Consider the following 18,933-nt stretch of genomic DNA (forward strand, 5'->3'; position numbering starts at 1 on the left):
TGACGCAACATAGCGCGCCCTCCTGTAGGAGCAGCCTTGTGCTGCGAAGAGGCCGATGCAGCGATCAGAGATTGATGATCCTTGTACCGGCCTCTTCGCAGCACAAGGCTGCTCCTACAGAGGGTCGCGCGCGTATGCGACGGCTGCTTCTACTTGCGCACGCGTAGGGCGCACGCCGGTATACAGCACGAACTGCTCCAGCGCCTGCAACGCAATCACCTCCAGGCCCGTGATCACTGGCTTGCCCAATGCCTGGGCCCGGCGAATCAACGGCGTCTGCGCCGGCATGGCCACCACATCGAACACCCGCTCGGCTGCCGCAATGGCCTGTTCGCTAAAGGCCAGCGCGTTGGCCTCCTGCACGCCGGCCATGCCGATCGGCGTCACGTTTATCAGCATCGGCGGGCACAGGTCTCCGAGCTCGGCCACCCAGCGATAACCACAAACATCCGCCAGTTGCCGCCCCGCCTGTTCATTGCGCGCGACGATCGTGCCCTGAGTAAAGCCCGCATCACGCAAGGCACTCGCCACCGCCTTGGCCATGCCACCACTGCCGCGCAGAGCAAACGCAGTCGCCGGGGCGACCTCGTGTTGCGCCAGCAACTGCCGAACCGCCAGGTAATCGGTGTTGTAGGCCTTCAGATGGCCACCGGTATTGACCAGGGTATTGACCGACTCGATTGCCGCAGCGGACGGGTCCACCTCGTCGACCAAGGCCATGCAGGCTTCCTTGTAAGGCATCGACACCCCGCACCCGCGAATGCCCAAGGCACGAATGCCTGCGACCGCCGCGGGCAGGTCGTCAGTGCTCATGGCCTTGTAGTAGAAGTCCAGCCCCAACTGTTGGTAGAGGTGGTTGTGGAAGCGCACGCCGAAGGTGCCGGGCCGCCCGGCCAAGGAGATGCAAAGCACCGTGTCTCTGCTGGGAGTTGTCGACATAACCTGCTCCATTTTCAGAACTGAATCGTTTGTTCAGCGTATCAGACGCAGCCGCTTGTCGTCCCTTACACAACCTTTACCGTTTCCCTGTGCCCAGCTGACAGAGGCAGAGTCATAGTATTAGGGCCCCATCTGTGGGGTTGCCCTGCGAGGACGCTTTATGAACCGTCACATTCCCGTAATCGCCCTGCTGGTCGGTGCCCTGGCCATCAGCGGACAAGCTGCTGCCCATGGTGGCCATGGTGGTGGCGGTGGTTGGTATGGACCCGGCCCGCTGTTCGGCGCGGCGGTGGTCGGTGCCGTGGTGGGGGCAACGGTTTATGGCGGGCGTGATCGCACCGTGTATGTGGAGCGCCAGCCAGTCTATTACGCACCGCAGCCGGTCTACGTACAGCCGCCGCCGCAGCCGGTGTACTACCAGCCCTACTATGCACCGGCCCCGCCGCCACCGGGCTATCGCCCTTATTACGGCCCGCCCCCGGTGTACTACGGGTCACCCCGTTGGTGATCGTTGATAAAACCAATGATCACTATCAACTCAGTTAATTTCAAACCGCTGCGGCCGCTGCGTAAGGTAGGGCCATGTTTTACAGGAGGTCCACATGGCCACTATCCAGATCATGTCCGTCGTCGGCAGCGCCGTCCCCCCTTCACTGCGCCAGCAGGGCCTGCTGGCCTGCTGGTACCTGATGCGTAACGGTGAACCCGTGAGCGGCCCCTTGGCGACCCGCGCCTCGGCTCAAGCCCTGGCCGACCAGTTGCAGCCAGATACCCTGGTCGCTTGACAGTATTTGTTGTGCGTTGCTCCCTACCTTATGGCCCGCCGCTTGGCGGGCCTTTTTTTGCCCGTGTGATCCGACGAGCGGAGGCGGCAGAACCGATCCAGCATGAAGCTTTTTTCATTTCGCCGGGTCGCTTCAACGAGCAATCGACAGCACTTCGACCATACTCCACAAATGTTTTTTGAGGTTTGACGAGTTTTCGAAAGTGCGGAAAGCCCGAGTTTACGGGCCTTCCAGCCCATCCCGTCACACTGCGTCCCACTGAAAAACACAGCCATTGGTACAAAAATTGGTACGAGATCTGGCGGGCAGGCAGCGGATCTCAAGACCGTGGGGTAGACGCCCAAGCCATGCCGATTGCACGCCGATATCGACTCCAAAACAACCACGGAACGGTACGCCATAGGCCTCGTAATCCAAGGAGTTCCATTCCAGTTTTGCAACCGATTGTCCTGCCTCCAGAGTCAAAACCTCCGCGTTCCAGGCCCGCGAGAAAACGCCGCTACGCCGAGCGCGATTTCACGGGCGGCTTCACTTATTCCCGCGCCAGGGGCCGAAGCTTGAAGGCCATGTCGCTGTAGTGCAGCAGTCCCCTTGAACTCCATCTCTTCCTATTCAGAGCCTGTCGCACAGCCCCTTGCATTAACCGTAGGACGACGGTGGATGGCTCCGATCAACTCCGGCACGATCGTTTTTTCCACCTAAAGCCGATCACCAACGAATTTGGTCGTTCAGTTCCGAGTTTTTGGCGCTATCACCGGCCCCACTCGCCCGGCGCCCGGCGCCCGACTGGAGCCTAAAACCAAAGAAAAAATCCTAGCATCACCTAGAAAATTCCCTTAAGCTTAGTTTATGACGTATTTGTCACGAAACCAAATTAGGATGCATATGATCTTGTCTTTCGGCGCAAAAAATTTTTGGTCTTTCAAGGATGGCTTTGACATTTCTTTCGAACTCAATTCGAAGGTTCCAAAAGATATCTCCATGGGAAGATCGACATCATCAGTAATAGGTGTCAAAGGGGCAAACTCTTCTGGTAAAACTCAAATTCTAAAAGCCTTAGACTTTTTTAACTACTTAGGTCATCGCACTTTCATTGCAAACCGTGAAAGTTTATATGTAGAAAGCTTTTTTGACAACGACGACCCAGTAGAGCTTTACATCGAATTCGAGACTAAGGCCATAAGATACACCTACGAGATAGAGCTTACAAAAAAAGAGATTCTACGCGAAACGATCTATAAAAAAAAATCCAGAAAAACGCCCATCATCGAACGCATAAAGAACCAGATTACAAAAAGGACCTCGGAATATTCAGATCTCGACCTAATCTCACTAAAGCCATATGCATCCCTAATAAATACCGTGCCAAATTTCAAACTTGAAAGTATTGGTAACGACATTGAAAATATATATGATTATTTTGGGAACATCATCGGCAACGTTGGTGCCCGCGGCGCCCTTTCAGATGCTGAAATATATTGCTACAAGGAGGCTAGCCAGTATTACTCCGACTCTCCCGAGGCACTCGAATTTACAACTAGAATCATAAACAAATGCGACCCAAGCATAACACGCATAGACATCCTCGATCGCACCAACGAAAAAGGGGATCGTGAATTTTTCCCAATATTCTACTGCGATGACATTCAATACAGTAAAAACTGGCTTACCATCTACGACTTGTCAGATGGAACTCAAGCCTTATTTAAGCGCTTGACTCAGTACTGGAATGTCTTACTTACCGGGGGTGTGCTGGTAATGGATGAGTTTGATACCCACCTTCATCCTGAATTACTGCCAATTCTCGTCGACCTCTTCACAGACAGAAACACTAATCAAAAGGATGCGCAATTCATATTTACGTCTCACAACCTTGAGATAATCGATCACCTTGGAAAGTACAGAACCATTTTGGTGGACAAAGTCAATGGAGAGAGTTACTGCTACCGCTTGGACGAGATCCCTAGCGAGGTAATACGTAATGATCGACCTATTTCTAATCTGTACAGAGAAGGCAAGTTAGGCGGGGTGCCCAAATTATGAAGTACGGGAAAAACAACCCCCACCGCAAAAAATTTATAGACACATTCCCCACAAACAATCTGGAAGAACACGATATCACTGTCAGAAGTAAATATAATTTTTCTTTTTTCGACGACTCCCAAAATGCGGCGGTGAGCTTCTCGGATCTCGACCAGGCCTCGCTTGCGGCCTTATTTGAAAAACTAAAAAACTTCTCTAGAAACGACTTAAATTACTGGAGGACTCAGCGCTGCGGAGGCGGAGGCCTCAAGATACTAGCTGACTACGGAGACTTTCCTGAGAACTCGGGATTTCTTAGACCAAAACATGTTCCAATGGACGTAAACTGGGCTAGGTTTAGACTTGAAAATATGACCCGCCTAGTTGGCTTCACAATACCTCCTGAAACTAACAAAAGGTTCAAAGGCCTTAATGGCTCCGACTTTGATTCAAATACATTTTACGTCGTTTTCGTGGATTTAGAACATCAGTTCTATATAGCTGAGCAAAGATGACAAGACTCAAATATAGATGCGTGTGCTAACGCCACATCCAAAGATATTTATGATCAATGGCACAAAGAATTGTACTTGCTCGCTTTATCCCCAGCCAACACGCCTTATACTGCAGCAGTAGCGGAAGTAATCGACCTCTGGCCGCGCCATCTGCGGCCAGTGAGTCTAAGCTGTCTAATACTCTTCCATCAGTTCCGCCGACATTCCCACAGCAAAACCTAGATACCTTTCAGCAGTTTTAGACAGCTCCACCTCACTACCCAGCCCTCTCGGCGGCTCAAGCTGCCTCTTCATGCTCAGTCAGCGCCCACAGCCTGGCAGCTTCAGCAAACTCCAGCATGTCGGCCAACTGGTCTGGATCAACGTCGCTGCGTCTGTGCGCGGAAATCGCGATCTCGGCGAGCACAGCTGCCCGACCATCAGGATCTGCGACCAAGGCCGATTGATCATTGAGTTCGGCCAGCCAGGCCGCTGGCAGGTTCAACACTTGACCGTCCACAGTTGATCGATCCGCGTCGTATAGGATTGGCTCATCATCTCCCTCCTCATTCCCCAGTCTGGCGTCGCTGGCACGCTGGCGGCCCGCATTGTCCCCCTCCCCCAACGCTCGTTGATGTCATCCATCACCTGCATCAATCGGCCACACTCAACCGATTGCTTAAGCGCAAACAAGTCCTCTGAAAATTCACCTGGTTGCCGCAGGTCCATCAGCAGTACCTCGGCCTTGCTGTACCGAAATCCGGGCCTAAAGATACGGTCGACCGCTTCTGTGGCCAACCGGGTCATCAGCAGCGTGTCGCAGGTGGGATATGGAAGCTCAACCAGGGCGCCCTGAGCGTGGTGCGCCTCGTCCGGGTTGAACATGCCGGTGCGGATGCTGACACGCATGCGCTTGCACACTGAACCCTGGGCCCGGAGTTTTTCCGCTGCTCGGGCAACGTACGTGGCCACTGCCTGCTTGATGGGCGCCAGCTCAGTAAGACGCTTCCCGAACATCCGGCTGCAGCAGATTTCCTGTTTCGGGGGCTCGGCCTCGTCCAGCTCTAAGCACGGCGTACCCGCCAGCTCGCGGGCAGTTTTCTCGACCACCACACTGAATTTCTGTCGCAGTGTCCAGGCGTCTGCCTTGGCTAAATCCATCGCCGTGTGGATGCCCATCGCCTCAAGGTGGGCGGTCATCCGCCGGCCTACGCCCCACACCTCTTTCACTTCGGTATTCCGTAGCACCCAGTCGCGCTTGAACGGATCGGTGATATCCACCACTCCGCCGGTTTGTGCCTGCAGCCGTTTGGCGGTGTGATTGGCTAGCTTCGCAAGTGTCTTGGTGCCGGCAATGCCGACACCCACGGGGATTCCGGTGCACTGGAGAATCCTAGACCGCAGCTTTCGCCCGAACTGGGTCAGGTTTTCCTGAATACCCGATAGGTCTGCGAAGCACTCGTCGATGCTGTAGATCTCGGTGGCAGGCACCATCGACTCAATCAGCGTCATGACGCGCTCGCTCATGTCACCGTACAGCGCGTAATTACTGCTGAAAGCCATGATGCCGTGCCGGCGTAGCTTGTCCTTCGCCTGGAAAAACGGTTCGCCCATCTTCACGAAAGGCTTTGCATCGTATGACCTGGCAATCACGCAGCCATCGTTGTTGCTCAGTACGACGATCGGGGTCTTGGCCAGGTCTGGTCGAAACACCCGCTCGCAACTCGCGTAGAACGAGTTGCAGTCGATAAGCGCAAACACCTGGTCACTGCGCATGATCACGAACGCTGTAACGCACAACGCCCCATACGACGAGATCATCGCCTTCCATGATGTACCGCGGCGGATACGCCGGATTCTCCGACTTGAGGATCACCACGCCGTCGCGTCGGTGCAAACGCTTGCACACCGGCTCGCTGTTAACGGCAGCAATGACAATGTCGTCGTGCTCTGCCTCACGGCCGCGGTCTACGATGACGAGGTCGCCAGAGTAGATGCCAGCGCCTTGCATGCTGTCGCCTTCAACTTTTACCAGATACACATGAGGCGCGCGGAGGTCGAATAGCTCATCAAGGGAAATATGACCTTCCAAATGGTCCGCAGCAGGCGAAGGGAAACCGGCTGGGACGTGAAACGAATACAGCGGTAGCGGTTCGGTACCGCCAGTGGGCGTACCAAGAAATGTGATGGTCATGATGGAAGGTCCAATGCAAACTGTATGCATATACAGTAAATCCGGCATCGGTCGCCCGGTCAATCCTAGGCGGCGAAAATTCTGACGGGCGAGAGGTAGATATGTGCGGACGGTACTCGATCTACGAGTCAATGGATCACTACCTGCGCCAGCTATCGCTGGACCTGGTCGTGATAAATGGCTACGACCACGAGCCAATCAGTCGCTACAACGTGGCGCCGTCTACCCGCGTCGAGGTCATACGCCAGGTAGATCGTGGACTGTGCGTGGATCGGGTCAAGTGGGGATGGTCGCCATTTTGGGCGAAGGGGAAACGTCCTGATCCGATCAATGCTCGGGCCGAGACAGTGGTGACAGGAAAATTCTTTAAGGGCCTGTGGCCGAACGGCAGAGCCCTGGCGCCTGCAAATGGCTGGTTTGAGTGGCTCCCTGATCTAGCGGACCCGAAGCGCAAACAGCCCTACTACATCACGGGCGCCGACGGCGCCCCGCTGTACTTCGCTGCACTTGCTGAGGTGCACCAGAGCCTCGAGCCGGATGAGCACGATGGGTTCGTGATCATCACAGCAGCAGCCGATCAAGGGCTCGTAGACATCCACGACAGAAAGCCCCTAGTGCTGACGCCAGAAGTGGCCAAGGAATGGTTAGACCCAGCCACAACGCCTGAGCGCGCGACGGAGATCGTCGAGGCAGGATGCCGGCCCGCTCAGGATTTTCGCTGGTTCCCTGTAGGTAAAGCGGTCGGCAACGTGCGCAACCAAGGGCCAGAACTGATTGAACCGGTCAGTGAGGAGAGCCGCCAGGGCAACCTAGAGCTCTAAGCTGGTAGTCGGTGACTGCCTGAAATTGGGATTCTGCGATCAGTCGTAGTCGCTCAATCTCAAGGGGTGACGCGCCATCGGTCTGTGCTTGGTGATAACGCTTCAGTGCTTCGACTGCATCGGTGTACATCTGATGATCTGGGAACAGTACCGAAGGAGCTGTTGACATTACGGAGCCCTCTTTCAGCAGTCGCTTTTCAATGGATAGTATCAGGCGGATGCTTGGCTTCGATCAGCTGAAAATCGATGACTGCATGGTAGAGGGAGTCCGCGACAAGGCGTAGCCGCTCCACTTCTTCAGCAGGCGCGTTAGCGGCCTCAGCCGCCCGGAACTCCCTCATGGCGTCGATCGCCTGCTGAATCAGAGCCTCGCCGGCCTCAACAATCCCAATGAAAGAACGCTTGACCACAAGTCACTCCTAGCAGCTGATAACAAGCATAGGGTAAAACGAGCCAAGCATCTGCAAAGGACAAAAAACTCTGTATTTCAGAACAGTTGCCCCAACTCCGCTGGCGTCCAGTTCATGATAATTAACTCACCGGCCATCTCAGCCTTGCCCTGACGCTGGTTGGTCGTTGTGTAGCGAATATCCACGCACTCAAAGTGGAAGCCATCGAAAACACGGCGAATATCAGGGTGATCGTTGATGCTCACCATCACCTTGCCTTTGCATGTGCGCATGAACTCGGCCATGCGCTCATATTGATCGAACGGGAAGTCGACCCCATAGCCTGCGGTCTGCCAATAAGGCGGATCCATGTAGAAGAACGTATGCGCTCGATCATAACGCTCAGCGCAGTCGAGCCATGAAAGGTTCTCCACGTAGGTGCCGGCCAGCCTTTGCCAGGCTGCAGAAAGGTTCTCTTCTATGCGCAGCAGGTTGATGGCAGGGCCAGTGGTGGCGGTACCGAATGTCTGCCCAGTAACCTTCCCAGCGAAGGCGTGCTGCTGCAGATAGAAGAAACGGGCCGCGCGCTGGATATCGGTCAGCGTCTCCGGTCTCGCCATCTTTTGCCACTCGAAGATCTGCCGTGACGACAGCGCCCATTTGAACTGCCGGACAAACTCCTCCAGATGGTTCTGGACTACTCGGTATAGATTCACCAGGTCGCCGTTGAGATCATTCAAGACCTCCACTTGGGCGGGTTGCGGGCGCATGAAATAGAGGGCGGCGCCGCCGGCGAAGACCTCGACATAGCATTCATGAGCAGGGAAAAGCGGAATCAAGCGGTCGGCCAGGCGGCGCTTGCCGCCCATCCAAGGGATAATTGGGTTAGTCAATTTGCAAACCTTTACTGTATGGATAAACAGGTGCTAGGCTCGCCGTGCTTTGTGCACAGAGCGGGAGCCTTGGCTGGGCTTGCAGGTATGGTCTGCGGGTTCGGCGGTCAGCAGGGATGTTGACGCATCCCCGGTGGCCGCTCTCTTTGCATGAAGCTTTCGAATTTATTCGCGGGCACTTACTGCCGCCCGCTTTGCGACTAGGGCGTCGTACTCACGCTCGCACTGCTGGCCGGCAACTCTGGCCTGGTCAAGCGCTGCCGCCAGCTCTCCCGCTCTTTCATCAGCCCGTGCGAACAGGTCGGAGAGCACCATGGCGGCGCGGGTGGCTGTCTGGCCTCTGGCGATAACGGCGGTATCCTGGCCGGGGCAACTGACGGCGGCAGCGAATTGGGTGGTTTCACTGCGCAGCCGCTGGCCAGCAGCATCGGCGTCAACAGCGCCAGCATCAGCAATCGTTCGTTCTTCCTGGGCATGGGCTCTCGCCTCCTCCTGCGCTGCGGCGCGTCGCTGTTCTTCCTGCCGGGCACTTCGCTCGCCGATCACCTCGGCAAGCCGGTCACCGCTGTCTCGTTGCGCTGATGCCTCTCCGGCGTTCGCTCGCTCTACCGAGCGACCGTGCTGATAGGCCGCACCGTGGGATGCCAGCAGTACAGCAAACGTCAATATGGCCCAGCCCTTCATGCCAGTGCCCGCCGAATACCTTCGTCGATCACCTCGGCCTTGTAGGGGTTGCCGCCGTTCTCGTGGACGATGATGCCGACCACGGCCTCACGCAGCACCTGTGGCTTGGAGATGTCGATGGAGTCGCGGACGCCCACGCCTAGGCGCTTGGCAATGGCCTGGGCATAGGCCAGCGTGTTGTTCTCGCTGGACGGTGCCCAGCGGCTGATGAACTCCAGGGGAGTGTCGATGCCTGGGCGGCCGACGCCAGGCATACCGTCCTTACCCCGGTAGTTGAGCAACAGCTTACCCAAGGCCCGGATACCGTTCTCGGGAGAGTCGAACCGGGCAAAGCGCGGCTTGGCCACGCCCTCCTCGACGCCCAACTGACCCTGCCAGCCATTCCGTGGGTTGAAATCGATATTGCCGGGGTTGTTGTTCCGGACGCCGCGAGGGGTTGCCATCATGCTGGCTCCTCCGCCGGCACTTGCGGTTCAACCTCGGCAGGCTCTTGGGCGGTGACCGTGACCTCAGCCTTGAAGACCTTGAGCACCTTCGCGGTGGACAGAACTACCCGTGGATTGGCCCGCAGCTCCTGAGTAGCAGCCGCTTCGGCCTCAGCCTCGGTGGAGAACTGGCGCTTGTTCAGCGGGTTGTAGTCGTTGGTGGTGTCGATGACGATGAAAGGCATGGGTTTTCTCCAGGCAAAAAAATACCGCCGGGCGGCGGTTGGGGTTGAGGTAACGCTAAGGGTCAGGCGGGCTGTGCCGGCCAGTCGATCGATTCGGGATAGCCGGCCTGCTCGTGCAGGCGATTCAATGCAATCCGGTAGCGCTTCCAGCCTTTGAGTGCTGCTGCCTCGGCCTCGGTGGCTTCCTCCAGCTCAACAGCATCCTGGAGAGGCGCAATAGCGGAATCAGCTACCTGTCTGAGGCTCTGGATTTGCTGGGTCACCTTGGCCGCCAAGACTTGTGTGTGCTGCTGCTCCTTCATCTCCCGAGTCACCATCTGGCTCCAGTCGATCTGCATTTTCTACCTCGATGTTGTAGGGGGGGAGTTGAACAGTGCCATCGCCAAAGAGGGTGATGGCCTGAGGGAAGCGGGTCGATTCCGGAGCGTTTAATCCGTGGGGCAGGATTAGAGTGAACTCGAGTTCGCCATTCATCCGGGTGACCTCTCCCTTGAACCACTCGCTGTTGACAGCGCCAGGTGGAAGAGTTGCTCCTTCCGGGAGATTGGAGAAATCGAACTGCTCTCCGTTGAGGTACAGGACGTCTCCCACTCGGTATAACGAAAGCGGATAGTCCCGATAGGATGGAGAAAAACTGATTTTCATTACTGCCAACTCCCAACTGCAATGGCCGATACAATGAATGCCTGTGCAACAGCTGGGCCGTTACGGACCCAAAGGGTGCAGGACGCCGTCCCCCAGTTCCCGGTGTGGATATAGCCGAAGTGGTCCACGCTCTGCATTGGCTCAAATGACGCTGCGGGGCTGTAATTCAAATTGGCGAACGGCGCCGGGAATGTCCAAAGAAAGTTCCCTACCGCTGTCGCCCCCACCGAGGCCGTTTGAGCCCCACTTCCCCGCGGTAGCACGCACACCTGCATCCCATTAGCGAATCGGTAAGCCGTGCCGTTGGCGTTGGTGATCACTTGCTGGAGCGCTGTGCCTGACGCTACGTTGCCGAGAATAGCTGCTACAGCCGCTGCGCCGAGGCCCAGGCCTGTCCGCGCAGCAGCTGCAGTAGTTCCGCCCGTGCCGCCTTTCGCAACTGGAAGCGCTGCAGGTATCGAGTTACCACCGAGCGCTGCGTAGATCTCGTCAAAGTTCGCAATCGCTTTGATCCAGGCACTGCGTCGATCATCGCCACCTGTACCGCTCGGCGCGGTGCCAAGGTTGATCACTTGTTTTGTCATTATGCTGCCTCAAAGTGGCTTCATTGGCCTGGACGCAAACAGCGTCCGCCCATTAGCCGTAAGCGGGTTAATACCAGAGCCGTTATCGCAATACATCTGCAACACCGACCTGTTACCGGGCAGGAACCCGCCAAAGTTAGCGCGCAGTGGCTGCGTGGTCTGTCCGATGTTGGTTACTGAAAACAGCGCATTGGCCAGAACATAATCCTGATAGTTACCGGTCCAAGGCATCTGCTGGCTCGGGCAGTAATAGGCGCCACTCGCTATCGGATCGCCCGCTTGAACAAATGAACTGGAGGCTGGCTGCCCATTGAGTAGGGCTAGGTTAGCAGTAGTGACAAAGGTCCTGCTTCCAGAGCTGTTGCGGACCGATGCCCCGTATTCCCCCGACGGGGTAGACGGCGTTAGATAACTTGCGCAATACCAGTTGATCATCATGGGATAGAGCGCAGTCTCTCCGTGTGCCACCTGATTGTTCCAAGCCTTCAGCCGAAATCCCGTCCAGTTCCCAGGACTACCTTTGACCGAGAAGTTGCCCACCATCATGTAGTTGTCCGCGTTGAGAAAGACCAAAGGCCTTTCGTACGTGGTGATGGGCGAGGCAAAGTCCACATCGGCCCATTGGATCTGGTTTTTGCTACCAGGACCTTGAAAGCCAATGTTGAATCTGCCGTTGTGGCGAACCGTGAGCACCTGGTTGACCGAATCGATCTGCGTGCGAATGTTGTTGTTCGAAGCGCGGATGCCATAGGAGCCAGGAGCAGCGAATGGCTCGCCACCCAGCGAAAGGATCATCACTTGCCAAGCGCGGGTGTAGGGCTGCCGCAGCTGCAACTGCCCCGTCGAGAACCAGGCTTGAGGGCTGGTCGTGTTTTCGCCTCCGTCATACAACGCATCCACCACCACGAAGGATTGCGCCTGGATCTCCGGTATCGAGATGTACTGGTCGAATGCGCCGTTGCCGGTCACCTGCATCATCTTCAACGATCGCACCGAGGTGATCGTGGTATCGAGAGTAATGACCCCGGACGCATCCCGCGTCCGAAGTCCGTACAGATCAGCCATCAGGTAAGCCTCCCCACCGCCGTACGCTCTATGCCGTTGGCGTCGTATACGTACAAGCCGCCGTTATTGAGCAGCGTCGATCCGTTGGCATCCTGCCCACGAATACTCACTGCCCCCGTCACAAAGTTCAGCTCCAGCAAGGGCAGCCCTTGTGAGTTCACCGCCTGGGAGCGGATTGTCATGCCGGCCACGATGTTTTGGATAAACGCCTGGTTGATCACCGCCTGGTTGATGAACACCTGTCCGTTCGAAACAACAAACGGCAGGGTCACCTGCCCAGACGACTCGTCGACGATCGCAAAGCGCTGAGCGAAGGCCAGGATCTCTCCTGTTTGCCCATCGCTCCCTATTGCAAGGCCGGCCATCACTTTGCGCCCGCCTGTGATGGTTTCAGCCTTGATCGTGGTCATGGCCGAGACCCGTCCATCAACCCCGGCGATCGTCTCCGACACCTGCTGCACCGATGCACTCACAGCTTGCACCGAACCCTCTACATCGCCGACCTGCGACTGGACAGTGTCCACCCGCTTGCCCATGGCGACACCATCCTCAATCCGGGCCGATTGTTCGGTCCAGATACCGACCAGGCTGCCGGTAGCGCCAGCCAGACCGGTGCTATCGCCCTCCATCTCCGGGTTCACCTGGACATACAGCCCATCCAGGCGGCTGGCCTGAGCGGTGATCGCAGTCCCTTGCTGGTTCACCGTGGTGTTCAGTTGGCTGATGGCCGTGGCCTGCCCGCTCACGGCTCGCGCGGAAGGTCCAGCCACGAACGGCGAAGGCGTGCTGCTCTCCCCCACCCGCTTCTCGATCATCACCGAGTCGATGATGGCCGTGAGCCCGGAAACAGCGCTCATGTTGAAGTAGATGGTGATGCCGACCTTGGCGCTGTCCGTGACTGTGACCGGGAAGGTCACACGTGTCCGCGTCGTCGGCAGGGCAAGCGTGGGCCCATACCGATGCGTGCCGTTGTAAAGCGAGATGCGCCCGTTGGTGGCAGCGCTGCACTGGATGTACATCGACACCAGGTACACGCCAGGCTCAATCCGCACGTTCCAGCCGGCCAGGTTGTTGGTCGGGCTCAGCATCAGAAAGCTATTGGTGCTGCTGCCGGCCTGGTAGCCGAAGCCGGAATCGGCATCCGGTACCGCCACCCCCTCCCGCGTCACACCGCTACCCACTGACGTGGCCGGAAGCGTGGTGGAAGTGAGCCAGCTGTAGTCATCCGCCAGCAGATTGGAACCACTGCCCCCAATGCCACTGATGGAGCTCTGGAGCTGGGTGACTGCCTGTCCCTGCGAACTCAGCGTGTTGCCCTGCTGGGTCACGGTACCCTGTAGGCTTTGCAGCGCGCTGTTGTCCGCCTTCCCTGCCACGGCGTTGTTCAGCTGGGTGATGGCCGATCCCTGGCTGGAGACCGCGCCCTCTGTCACCGACACACGGGCGTCGACCGATTGCAGTGCGCTCGCCTGGGCATTGTCCTGGCCGGCGCGCTTGCGTGCGATCGGCGAGGACAGGAACACATCGGCGGCATCGCCTACCGATACGCGGAACGTCATCGCCATTCGCACACAGCCGGCCGGTACCGTGGCCTGCCCCGTCAGCTTCGTCCAGGTTTGCGCAATATTCGTAAGGCGAACCCCGTCACCTGCGGCAACCACCCAGTTGTGGCCAACGCTCGTTCCGTCGAGATCGTAGAACTGAATCCACAACCCATGCTGACGCGCGACGGAACTGTAGGCGTACAGCTCGAAGTCGTAGACCTCACCGCCAGCGACCGCGATTTGCGAGGACACCGCGTTTTCCGGCGGCCGCACGTTCAACGCACTCTGGAAGCCAAGGTAATTGTTGCCCGTAGACGTTGCCACGGGCCACTTCACCACCCGGGGTGACGGCGCCCCAGCAGGCACCGAAGCATCGTTGCGCGCCAGCACGCTGAACCCTGGCGAACCAGAGAACACCGGACCCTCCGCAAACGCCGGGTTGAACAGCAGGTTTTCAGCCGAAACCACACCGACCGATGCCTTGATGTTGGTGATATCACTGCCTTGCGCCGTGATGGTTGTGCCCTGCTGGGTGACCGTGTTGGTCAGCGCCTGGACCGTTGACGCATCAGCCTTGGCGGCGACCTGGCTCAGTGCACTCGCGGCAGCGTTAGCGGCGTCCGTTGCCACCTTGTCAGTCACCGCGACCCAGGCACTGCCGCTCCACCGCTTGGGCGTGTTGGCGTTGCCCGTGGTGTCGATCCAGAGGTTCTGGGCCAGGCGGTCAGCCGTGCCTGGCGTGGCGCTCTGGATGATCACCTTGCCCTTTCCGCCCGCCAGGTCCGAAGCAGCTTGCGCCGCTTGCTGTGCCGCGGTGACGTTCTGGTTGGTAGTAGAAAGGCTGTTCGTCAGGCCGGTGATGGCCGAGCCTTGCGAAGTCAATCCGGTCTCGGTCTGCGACACTCTGGAGTCGAGCGCCTGGGTGGCCGAAGCCAACGCCGACTCGCCCGCGCCCTGCCGGCTAACCTTCAGATTGGCGACCCACATCTTGAAGCCAACCGGCGCTACACCCTCAGGCACAACATAGATCCTGAATCCAGACGCCCCAGCCGGGACCTTGTACTGGGCCGAAAGGAACTGCCAGCCGCCAGTAGCTGCGACGTAGCCCAGGATTCGAATGTTCCCGACACCCATGGTTTCGCCGGCAGCATCGACCGGGGTGATAGCGACCTTCCCTGCGTTTGTCGCCGCGTTCTCACAGAACATGTGGCACGACAGGTTAATCACATCCCCAGCGTTTGCCCGACTGAAGATCTGGTAGGTATCACCGATCTTGTTGGTCGACAACAGAACGTTACCACCCCAGCCGGTATCGGCCGCCTTCTTCAGGCGCCACAGAAGCCTCTCTGCAGGAGCATTGGGGGGCACGCCGGAATCAGTGGCGTTCGCATAGTCCGTCTGGTAGATGGCGCCGTTTTCGGTCTTGAGTTGCCCTGCCGCGTTCCAGGTCGGATTAAGCAGCACATCCTCCTGAGCCGAGTTTCCTAGCGCTGCGCTGATGCTGACAATGCTGCTGCCTTGCGATGACAAGGTGTTGCCCTGCTGCGTCACAGTCGTTTGCAGCGATTGAACCGCCGAGGCATCCGCTTTCGTGGCAGCCAGGGCGTTCGCAGCCGCAGCAGCGGCTGCTGCATCGGTGGCGACTCTATCAGTCACCGCGGCCCACGCCGAGCCGTTCCAGCGCTTCGGCGTATTGGCGTTGCCGGTCGTATCGATCCACAAGTTTTGCGCAAGACGGTCAGCTGCAGCCGGGGCGGCTGATTGATACAGCACCTTGCCCTTCGCTCCAGCCAAATCCGACGCAGACTGCGCAGCTTGCTGGGCCGAAGTCACGTTCTGATTGGTGGTGGTCAAGCTGCTCTGCAGACCGGTGAGCGCAGTACTCTGCGAGGTCAATCCGGTTTCAGTCTGCACCACTCGGGCATCGAGCTGGCTGACAGCGTTTGCCAGGGCGCCGACCTGGCCGGCGCTGTTGCCTACCGTGAACGTGGATGGCTCCACGCCAGCCCCAACCTGCTCCTCGAGCATGAGACGGTCCACCAGAACGGCAATCCCGTCCTTTGGATTGGCAGATGCAGACACGCACACGACCATCCGATCAGCTACAAATGCAGGGCTGGTAACATCGAACAAAACGCTATACCGAGCCCACTGATCGGTGATAGCAACGTCCTGGCCAGGCGCAAACCTGACCACACCGTCCGCGGTGATCGTGCGCAGGCTGACCTGCATCTGCTTGGCACCGGAAGTACTCTTGGCGTCCCAAGCCAGGATGTACTTCTTGTTCTTCAGGGCAATGTTGGCACCCGAGTAAATGTTGTTCGGGGCAAAGTAGGTCGTGCCGGAGCCGGAAGTCTGGAGTAGCCGCAGCACATAGCTATTGAAGCCATGCGGGTCAGGCTCAACCGAGGCTGTCTGCCCGCCGCCCAGCACCAGAGCAGGCACTGTAGCGCCAAACACCGCGTACTCGGCAGGCATCAGGTTGGACCCGCTGCCCGCGATGTTCCCTACCGCTGCCTGCACATTCGTCAGCGCCGTTCCCTGCGCCTCGATCTTTCCCTCCGCGCTCGTCACCCGGGTACCCAGGCTATTCACGGCGGTTGCGTCGGCCTTGGTCTGCGCCAGTGCCAGCGCGTTGGCCGCGGCGGCCGCCGCATCGGTGGCGACTTTATCTGTCACCGCCACCCAGGCAGAACCGCTCCACCGTTTGGGGGTGTTGGCCCCGCTGGTGGTGTCGATCCACAGGTTTTGCGCCAGGCGGTCAGCCGTCGCAGGGGCGGCCGATTGCACGATGACTTTGCCCTTGCTACCTGCAAGGTCGGAAGCCGCTTGCGCGGCCTGCTGGGCCGCCGTGACATTTTGGTTAGTGGTCGTCAGGCTATTCTGCAGACCGGTAATTGCACTCCCCTGGCTACTAACACCTGATTCAGTTTGCGAGACTCGAGCGTCGATGGACTGGACAGTCGAAGCAAGTGCCCCAACTTGGCCAGCCGTTGGACCCGCCAAATAGGGAGACGGCGTATTGCTCTCACCGATGCGAGCTTCGACCATTACCGAGTCGATGATCGCGACAATTCCAGCCAGCGCATCTGTGTTTGGATAAATGGTAAGAGATACCAGGGCGCTACCCGTTACCGTCACAGGGAATGTCACCCGGGTTCGTGTCGTGAACAGTGGCACCACCGGGGAGTAGCGGTGCGTCCCATCGTACAGTGAGACACGGCCACGACTCTCCGCACTGACCTGGATATACATTGAAACCAAGTAGGTACCCGGCTCGATGCGGATGTTCCGCCCGGCCGCGTTGTTGGTAGCCGATAGCATCAAGTAAAGACTGGTGGTCACGACAGTTCCGGCATTGGTGCTGAATCTGTAGCCAAATCCGGTATCTGACTCAGGCACCGCAAGACCGGAAATTGTCGCATGACCTCCCGACGCAACACCGGGCAGGAGTGCTGAGGTTAGCCAGCTATAAGGTGAAGGCAGCAGGTTGGACCCGCTCCCGGCAAGACTGCCGACCGAAGCCTGCACGCTCGTCAGCGCCTGACCTTGCGCAGTAATCGTGTTGCCTTGTTGGGTGACCGTATTGGATAAAGCGGTCACGGTAGAGGCATCAGCCTTGGTCTGCGCCAGCGCGCTTGCCGCAGCCGCTGCAGCCGCCGCATCCGTGGCCACCTTATCTGTCACGGCCACCCAGGCACTGCCGTTCCAGCGTTTCGGGGTGTTGGCATTGCCGGTAGTGTCGATCCAGAGGTTCTGGGCCGCACGATCGGCTACCGCCGGTGCTGTTGCCTGGAACAGCACCTTGCCCTTGCCGCCGGCCAGGTCCGACGCGGACTGGGCTGCCTGCTGGGCTGCAGTGACGTTCTGGTTGGTGGTGGTCAGGCTATTGTTGAGGCCAGTGAGTGCCTGGCCTTGCGACGTGATCGTGTTGCCGTGCTGAGACACGGTCGTGGACAGCGAATCAACAGCAGAGGCATCGGCCTTGGTCTGCGCAACCGACAACGCATTGGCCGCAGCGGCTGCCGCATCGGTGGCCACCTTGTCAGTGACCGCTACCCAGGCGCTGCCGCTCCACCGTTTCGGCGTGTTGGCATTGCCCGTCGTATCGATCCAGAGGTTCTGTGCCAGGCGATCAGCTGCGGCAGGAGCAGCAGACTGGACAATCACCTTGCCCTTCCCGCCGGCCAGGGTGGAAGCATCCTGCGCCGCCTGCTGCGCGGCCGACACGTTCTGGTTGGTAGTGACCAAGCTGTTTTGCAGGCCAGTCATAGCCTGGCCCTGAGACGTGATTACACCCTCTGCATCAGTGACGCGGGTCGACAGGTTGTTGACCGCCGAGGCATCGGCTTTGGTCTGCGCCACGGTCAGCGCGTTCGCTGCTGCCGCTGCTGCGTCGGTTGCAACCTTGTCGGTGACCGCTACCCAGGTGGTGCCACTCCAGCGCTTTGGCGTGTTTGCGTTGCCGGTGGTATCGATCCACAGGTTTTGCGCCAGCCTATCGGCTACTGTCGGCGTTGCCGACTGGACGATAACCTTGCCCTTACCACCTGCCAGGGTGGCCGCGTCCTGAGCGGCCTGCTGGGCAGCGGTTACATTCTGGTTGGTGGTGGTCAGGCTCGACTGCAAACCCGTGATCTGGGTCGCCTGCGAGCTGGTGGTGCCCTCCAGGCTGGTGACCTTGGTCTCCACGGTCTGCACGCGGGCGGCTAGCCCGTTGGCCGACTGAACAACTTGGCCGACATCGGTCCAGTAGCTGGCATTAGGCGGCGCGGTATTTTTCGGTACTGCCTTCGATGCCTGGTACAGCTTGCCGTCGGTGCCGAGCACTGTCTGGCCAGCCGTGTAGGTTTTGTCGGCGTTGTACGGCAGCGATTTGGCGATCTGGCTGACACCATCGATCTGGCCCTGCAGATCCTGCGTGGCCTCATCGAGGTCCTGCTGCACCTGCCGGGCAGCCTCGGCAACATGGTTAATGGCTTGCTGAGCCTGCTGGGTGGCCGTGTCGAGGTTGGATTGGACCTTCGTAACCGCATCGTCCAGCTGGTCGGTGATCTCGGTGACCTGCTCGTCCAGCTCTTCCAGGCGGTTGTTGACCGATCCGGGAAGGTCGGGTGGTCCGGAGATCAAGGCAATCTCCTCCCGCAACGCCGGGGCCAGCTGACCATTTTCGATCTTGTCTTTCAGCGCATCGAGCATGTTGG

Annotated in this window: 18 protein-coding genes; 5 read left to right on the top strand and 13 right to left on the bottom strand. The window is 58.4% G+C overall.

The genetic code is table 11. The features are described 5' to 3' along the window. Positions 1-114 precede the first annotated feature (114 nt). A complete protein-coding gene (locus tag OO306_RS00300; RefSeq protein ID WP_265967347.1) occupies positions 115-939 on the bottom strand; it encodes a shikimate 5-dehydrogenase in 825 nt (274 codons plus the stop codon). Positions 940-1,099: 160 nt separating this feature from the next. Here OO306_RS00300 and OO306_RS00305 point away from each other — a divergent pair, with 160 nt between their 5' ends. The 4 genes from OO306_RS00305 to OO306_RS00320 all read left to right on the top strand — a co-directional run bounded on the left by OO306_RS00305 (position 1,100) and on the right by OO306_RS00320 (position 4,261). Continuing rightward, positions 1,100-1,447 carry a hypothetical protein gene (locus tag OO306_RS00305; protein WP_265967348.1) on the top strand — a complete coding sequence of 116 codons (348 nt, stop codon included), beginning with the start codon at positions 1,100-1,102 and terminating at the stop codon, positions 1,445-1,447. 94 nt (positions 1,448-1,541) lie between these two features. After that, complete coding sequence (locus OO306_RS00310) at positions 1,542-1,724, top strand: hypothetical protein (protein ID WP_265967349.1); 183 nt, start codon at positions 1,542-1,544, stop codon at positions 1,722-1,724. An 885-nt stretch (positions 1,725-2,609) separates the two neighbouring features. After that, positions 2,610-3,767: an ATP/GTP-binding protein gene (locus OO306_RS00315; protein ID WP_265967350.1), complete on the top strand. Its 1,158-nt coding sequence runs from the start codon at positions 2,610-2,612 to the stop codon at positions 3,765-3,767. Further along, positions 3,764-4,261 (top strand): hypothetical protein, encoded by a 498-nt coding sequence (locus OO306_RS00320; protein WP_265967351.1) that lies wholly within the window; start codon positions 3,764-3,766, stop codon positions 4,259-4,261. The genes OO306_RS00315 and OO306_RS00320 overlap by 4 nt, the downstream gene beginning before the upstream one ends. A gap of 277 nt (positions 4,262-4,538) precedes the next feature. On the opposite strand, the gene OO306_RS00325 is transcribed toward OO306_RS00320, so the two are convergent. Genes OO306_RS00325 through OO306_RS00335 form a run of 3 tightly spaced genes read right to left on the bottom strand, consistent with a single transcriptional unit; the run spans position 4,539 to position 6,434 of the window. Beyond that, positions 4,539-4,748, bottom strand: coding sequence for a hypothetical protein (locus tag OO306_RS00325; RefSeq protein ID WP_265967352.1), 210 nt, complete (start codon positions 4,746-4,748; stop codon positions 4,539-4,541). Continuing rightward, positions 4,742-6,016 carry a Y-family DNA polymerase gene (locus tag OO306_RS00330; protein ID WP_265967353.1) on the bottom strand — a complete coding sequence of 425 codons (1,275 nt, stop codon included), beginning with the start codon at positions 6,014-6,016 and terminating at the stop codon, positions 4,742-4,744. Before OO306_RS00330 ends, OO306_RS00325 begins: the two co-directional genes overlap by 7 nt. Continuing rightward, the gene (locus tag OO306_RS00335; RefSeq protein ID WP_085273408.1) at positions 6,006-6,434 is read right to left on the bottom strand and encodes a LexA family transcriptional regulator; all 429 of its coding nucleotides are present in this window, start codon (positions 6,432-6,434) and stop codon (positions 6,006-6,008) included. The genes OO306_RS00330 and OO306_RS00335 overlap by 11 nt, the downstream gene beginning before the upstream one ends. A gap of 101 nt (positions 6,435-6,535) precedes the next feature. Between OO306_RS00335 and OO306_RS00340 the strand changes: the two genes are divergently transcribed. After that, positions 6,536-7,255 (top strand): SOS response-associated peptidase, encoded by a 720-nt coding sequence (locus tag OO306_RS00340; RefSeq protein WP_099453679.1) that lies wholly within the window; start codon positions 6,536-6,538, stop codon positions 7,253-7,255. Here OO306_RS00340 and OO306_RS00345 read toward each other — a convergent pair. The 9 genes from OO306_RS00345 to OO306_RS00385 all read right to left on the bottom strand — a co-directional run bounded on the left by OO306_RS00345 (position 7,218) and on the right by OO306_RS00385 (position 18,928). Continuing rightward, positions 7,218-7,424, bottom strand: a complete 207-nt coding sequence (locus tag OO306_RS00345; RefSeq protein ID WP_099453678.1) for a hypothetical protein — start codon at positions 7,422-7,424, stop codon at positions 7,218-7,220. The genes OO306_RS00340 and OO306_RS00345 overlap by 38 nt on opposite strands. 28 nt (positions 7,425-7,452) lie before the next feature. After that, complete coding sequence (locus tag OO306_RS00350) at positions 7,453-7,665, bottom strand: hypothetical protein (protein ID WP_099453677.1); 213 nt, start codon at positions 7,663-7,665, stop codon at positions 7,453-7,455. Between the two features lie 77 nt (positions 7,666-7,742). Continuing rightward, a complete protein-coding gene (locus OO306_RS00355) occupies positions 7,743-8,537 on the bottom strand; it encodes a DNA adenine methylase (RefSeq protein ID WP_099453676.1) in 795 nt (264 codons plus the stop codon). Positions 8,538-8,702: 165 nt separating this feature from the next. Beyond that, positions 8,703-9,221: a DUF2514 domain-containing protein gene (locus OO306_RS00360; RefSeq protein WP_265967354.1), complete on the bottom strand. Its 519-nt coding sequence runs from the start codon at positions 9,219-9,221 to the stop codon at positions 8,703-8,705. Beyond that, positions 9,218-9,664, bottom strand: a complete 447-nt coding sequence (locus tag OO306_RS00365) for a structural protein P5 (RefSeq protein WP_265967497.1) — start codon at positions 9,662-9,664, stop codon at positions 9,218-9,220. Before OO306_RS00365 ends, OO306_RS00360 begins: the two co-directional genes overlap by 4 nt. After that, positions 9,664-9,891: a hypothetical protein gene (locus OO306_RS00370; protein WP_186676706.1), complete on the bottom strand. Its 228-nt coding sequence runs from the start codon at positions 9,889-9,891 to the stop codon at positions 9,664-9,666. Before OO306_RS00370 ends, OO306_RS00365 begins: the two co-directional genes overlap by 1 nt. A 62-nt stretch (positions 9,892-9,953) precedes the next feature. After that, complete coding sequence (locus tag OO306_RS00375; RefSeq protein WP_265967355.1) at positions 9,954-10,229, bottom strand: tail fiber assembly protein; 276 nt, start codon at positions 10,227-10,229, stop codon at positions 9,954-9,956. 900 nt (positions 10,230-11,129) lie between these two features. After that, positions 11,130-12,185 (bottom strand): hypothetical protein, encoded by a 1,056-nt coding sequence (locus tag OO306_RS00380; RefSeq protein ID WP_099453671.1) that lies wholly within the window; start codon positions 12,183-12,185, stop codon positions 11,130-11,132. Continuing rightward, positions 12,185-18,928, bottom strand: coding sequence for a DUF1983 domain-containing protein (locus tag OO306_RS00385; protein ID WP_265967503.1), 6,744 nt, complete (start codon positions 18,926-18,928; stop codon positions 12,185-12,187). Before OO306_RS00385 ends, OO306_RS00380 begins: the two co-directional genes overlap by 1 nt. Positions 18,929-18,933 lie beyond the last annotated feature (5 nt).

The organism is Pseudomonas sp. DCB_AW (assembly GCF_026240895.1).
GTDB lineage: Bacteria > Pseudomonadota > Gammaproteobacteria > Pseudomonadales > Pseudomonadaceae > Aquipseudomonas > Aquipseudomonas kermanshahensis.

What these genes read in the sequence shown, in the direction of transcription:
- OO306_RS00315 (WP_265967350.1), top strand. Translation starts at nt 2,610, where the DNA reads ATGATCTTGTCTTTCGGCGCAAAAAATTTTTGGTCTTTCAAGGATGGC.
- OO306_RS00345 (WP_099453678.1), bottom strand. Translation starts at nt 7,424, where the DNA reads ATGTCAACAGCTCCTTCGGTACTGTTCCCAGATCATCAGATGTACACC.
- OO306_RS00365 (WP_265967497.1), bottom strand. Translation starts at nt 9,664, where the DNA reads ATGGCAACCCCTCGCGGCGTCCGGAACAACAACCCCGGCAATATCGAT.
- OO306_RS00360 (WP_265967354.1), bottom strand. Translation starts at nt 9,221, where the DNA reads ATGAAGGGCTGGGCCATATTGACGTTTGCTGTACTGCTGGCATCCCAC.
- OO306_RS00340 (WP_099453679.1), top strand. Translation starts at nt 6,536, where the DNA reads ATGTGCGGACGGTACTCGATCTACGAGTCAATGGATCACTACCTGCGC.
- OO306_RS00375 (WP_265967355.1), bottom strand. Translation starts at nt 10,229, where the DNA reads ATGCAGATCGACTGGAGCCAGATGGTGACTCGGGAGATGAAGGAGCAG.
- OO306_RS00300 (WP_265967347.1), bottom strand. Translation starts at nt 939, where the DNA reads ATGTCGACAACTCCCAGCAGAGACACGGTGCTTTGCATCTCCTTGGCC.
- OO306_RS00385 (WP_265967503.1), bottom strand. Translation starts at nt 18,928, where the DNA reads ATGCTCGATGCGCTGAAAGACAAGATCGAAAATGGTCAGCTGGCCCCG.
- OO306_RS00310 (WP_265967349.1), top strand. Translation starts at nt 1,542, where the DNA reads ATGGCCACTATCCAGATCATGTCCGTCGTCGGCAGCGCCGTCCCCCCT.
- OO306_RS00320 (WP_265967351.1), top strand. Translation starts at nt 3,764, where the DNA reads ATGAAGTACGGGAAAAACAACCCCCACCGCAAAAAATTTATAGACACA.
- OO306_RS00330 (WP_265967353.1), bottom strand. Translation starts at nt 6,016, where the DNA reads ATGCGCAGTGACCAGGTGTTTGCGCTTATCGACTGCAACTCGTTCTAC.
- OO306_RS00370 (WP_186676706.1), bottom strand. Translation starts at nt 9,891, where the DNA reads ATGCCTTTCATCGTCATCGACACCACCAACGACTACAACCCGCTGAAC.
- OO306_RS00335 (WP_085273408.1), bottom strand. Translation starts at nt 6,434, where the DNA reads ATGACCATCACATTTCTTGGTACGCCCACTGGCGGTACCGAACCGCTA.
- OO306_RS00305 (WP_265967348.1), top strand. Translation starts at nt 1,100, where the DNA reads ATGAACCGTCACATTCCCGTAATCGCCCTGCTGGTCGGTGCCCTGGCC.
- OO306_RS00380 (WP_099453671.1), bottom strand. Translation starts at nt 12,185, where the DNA reads ATGGCTGATCTGTACGGACTTCGGACGCGGGATGCGTCCGGGGTCATT.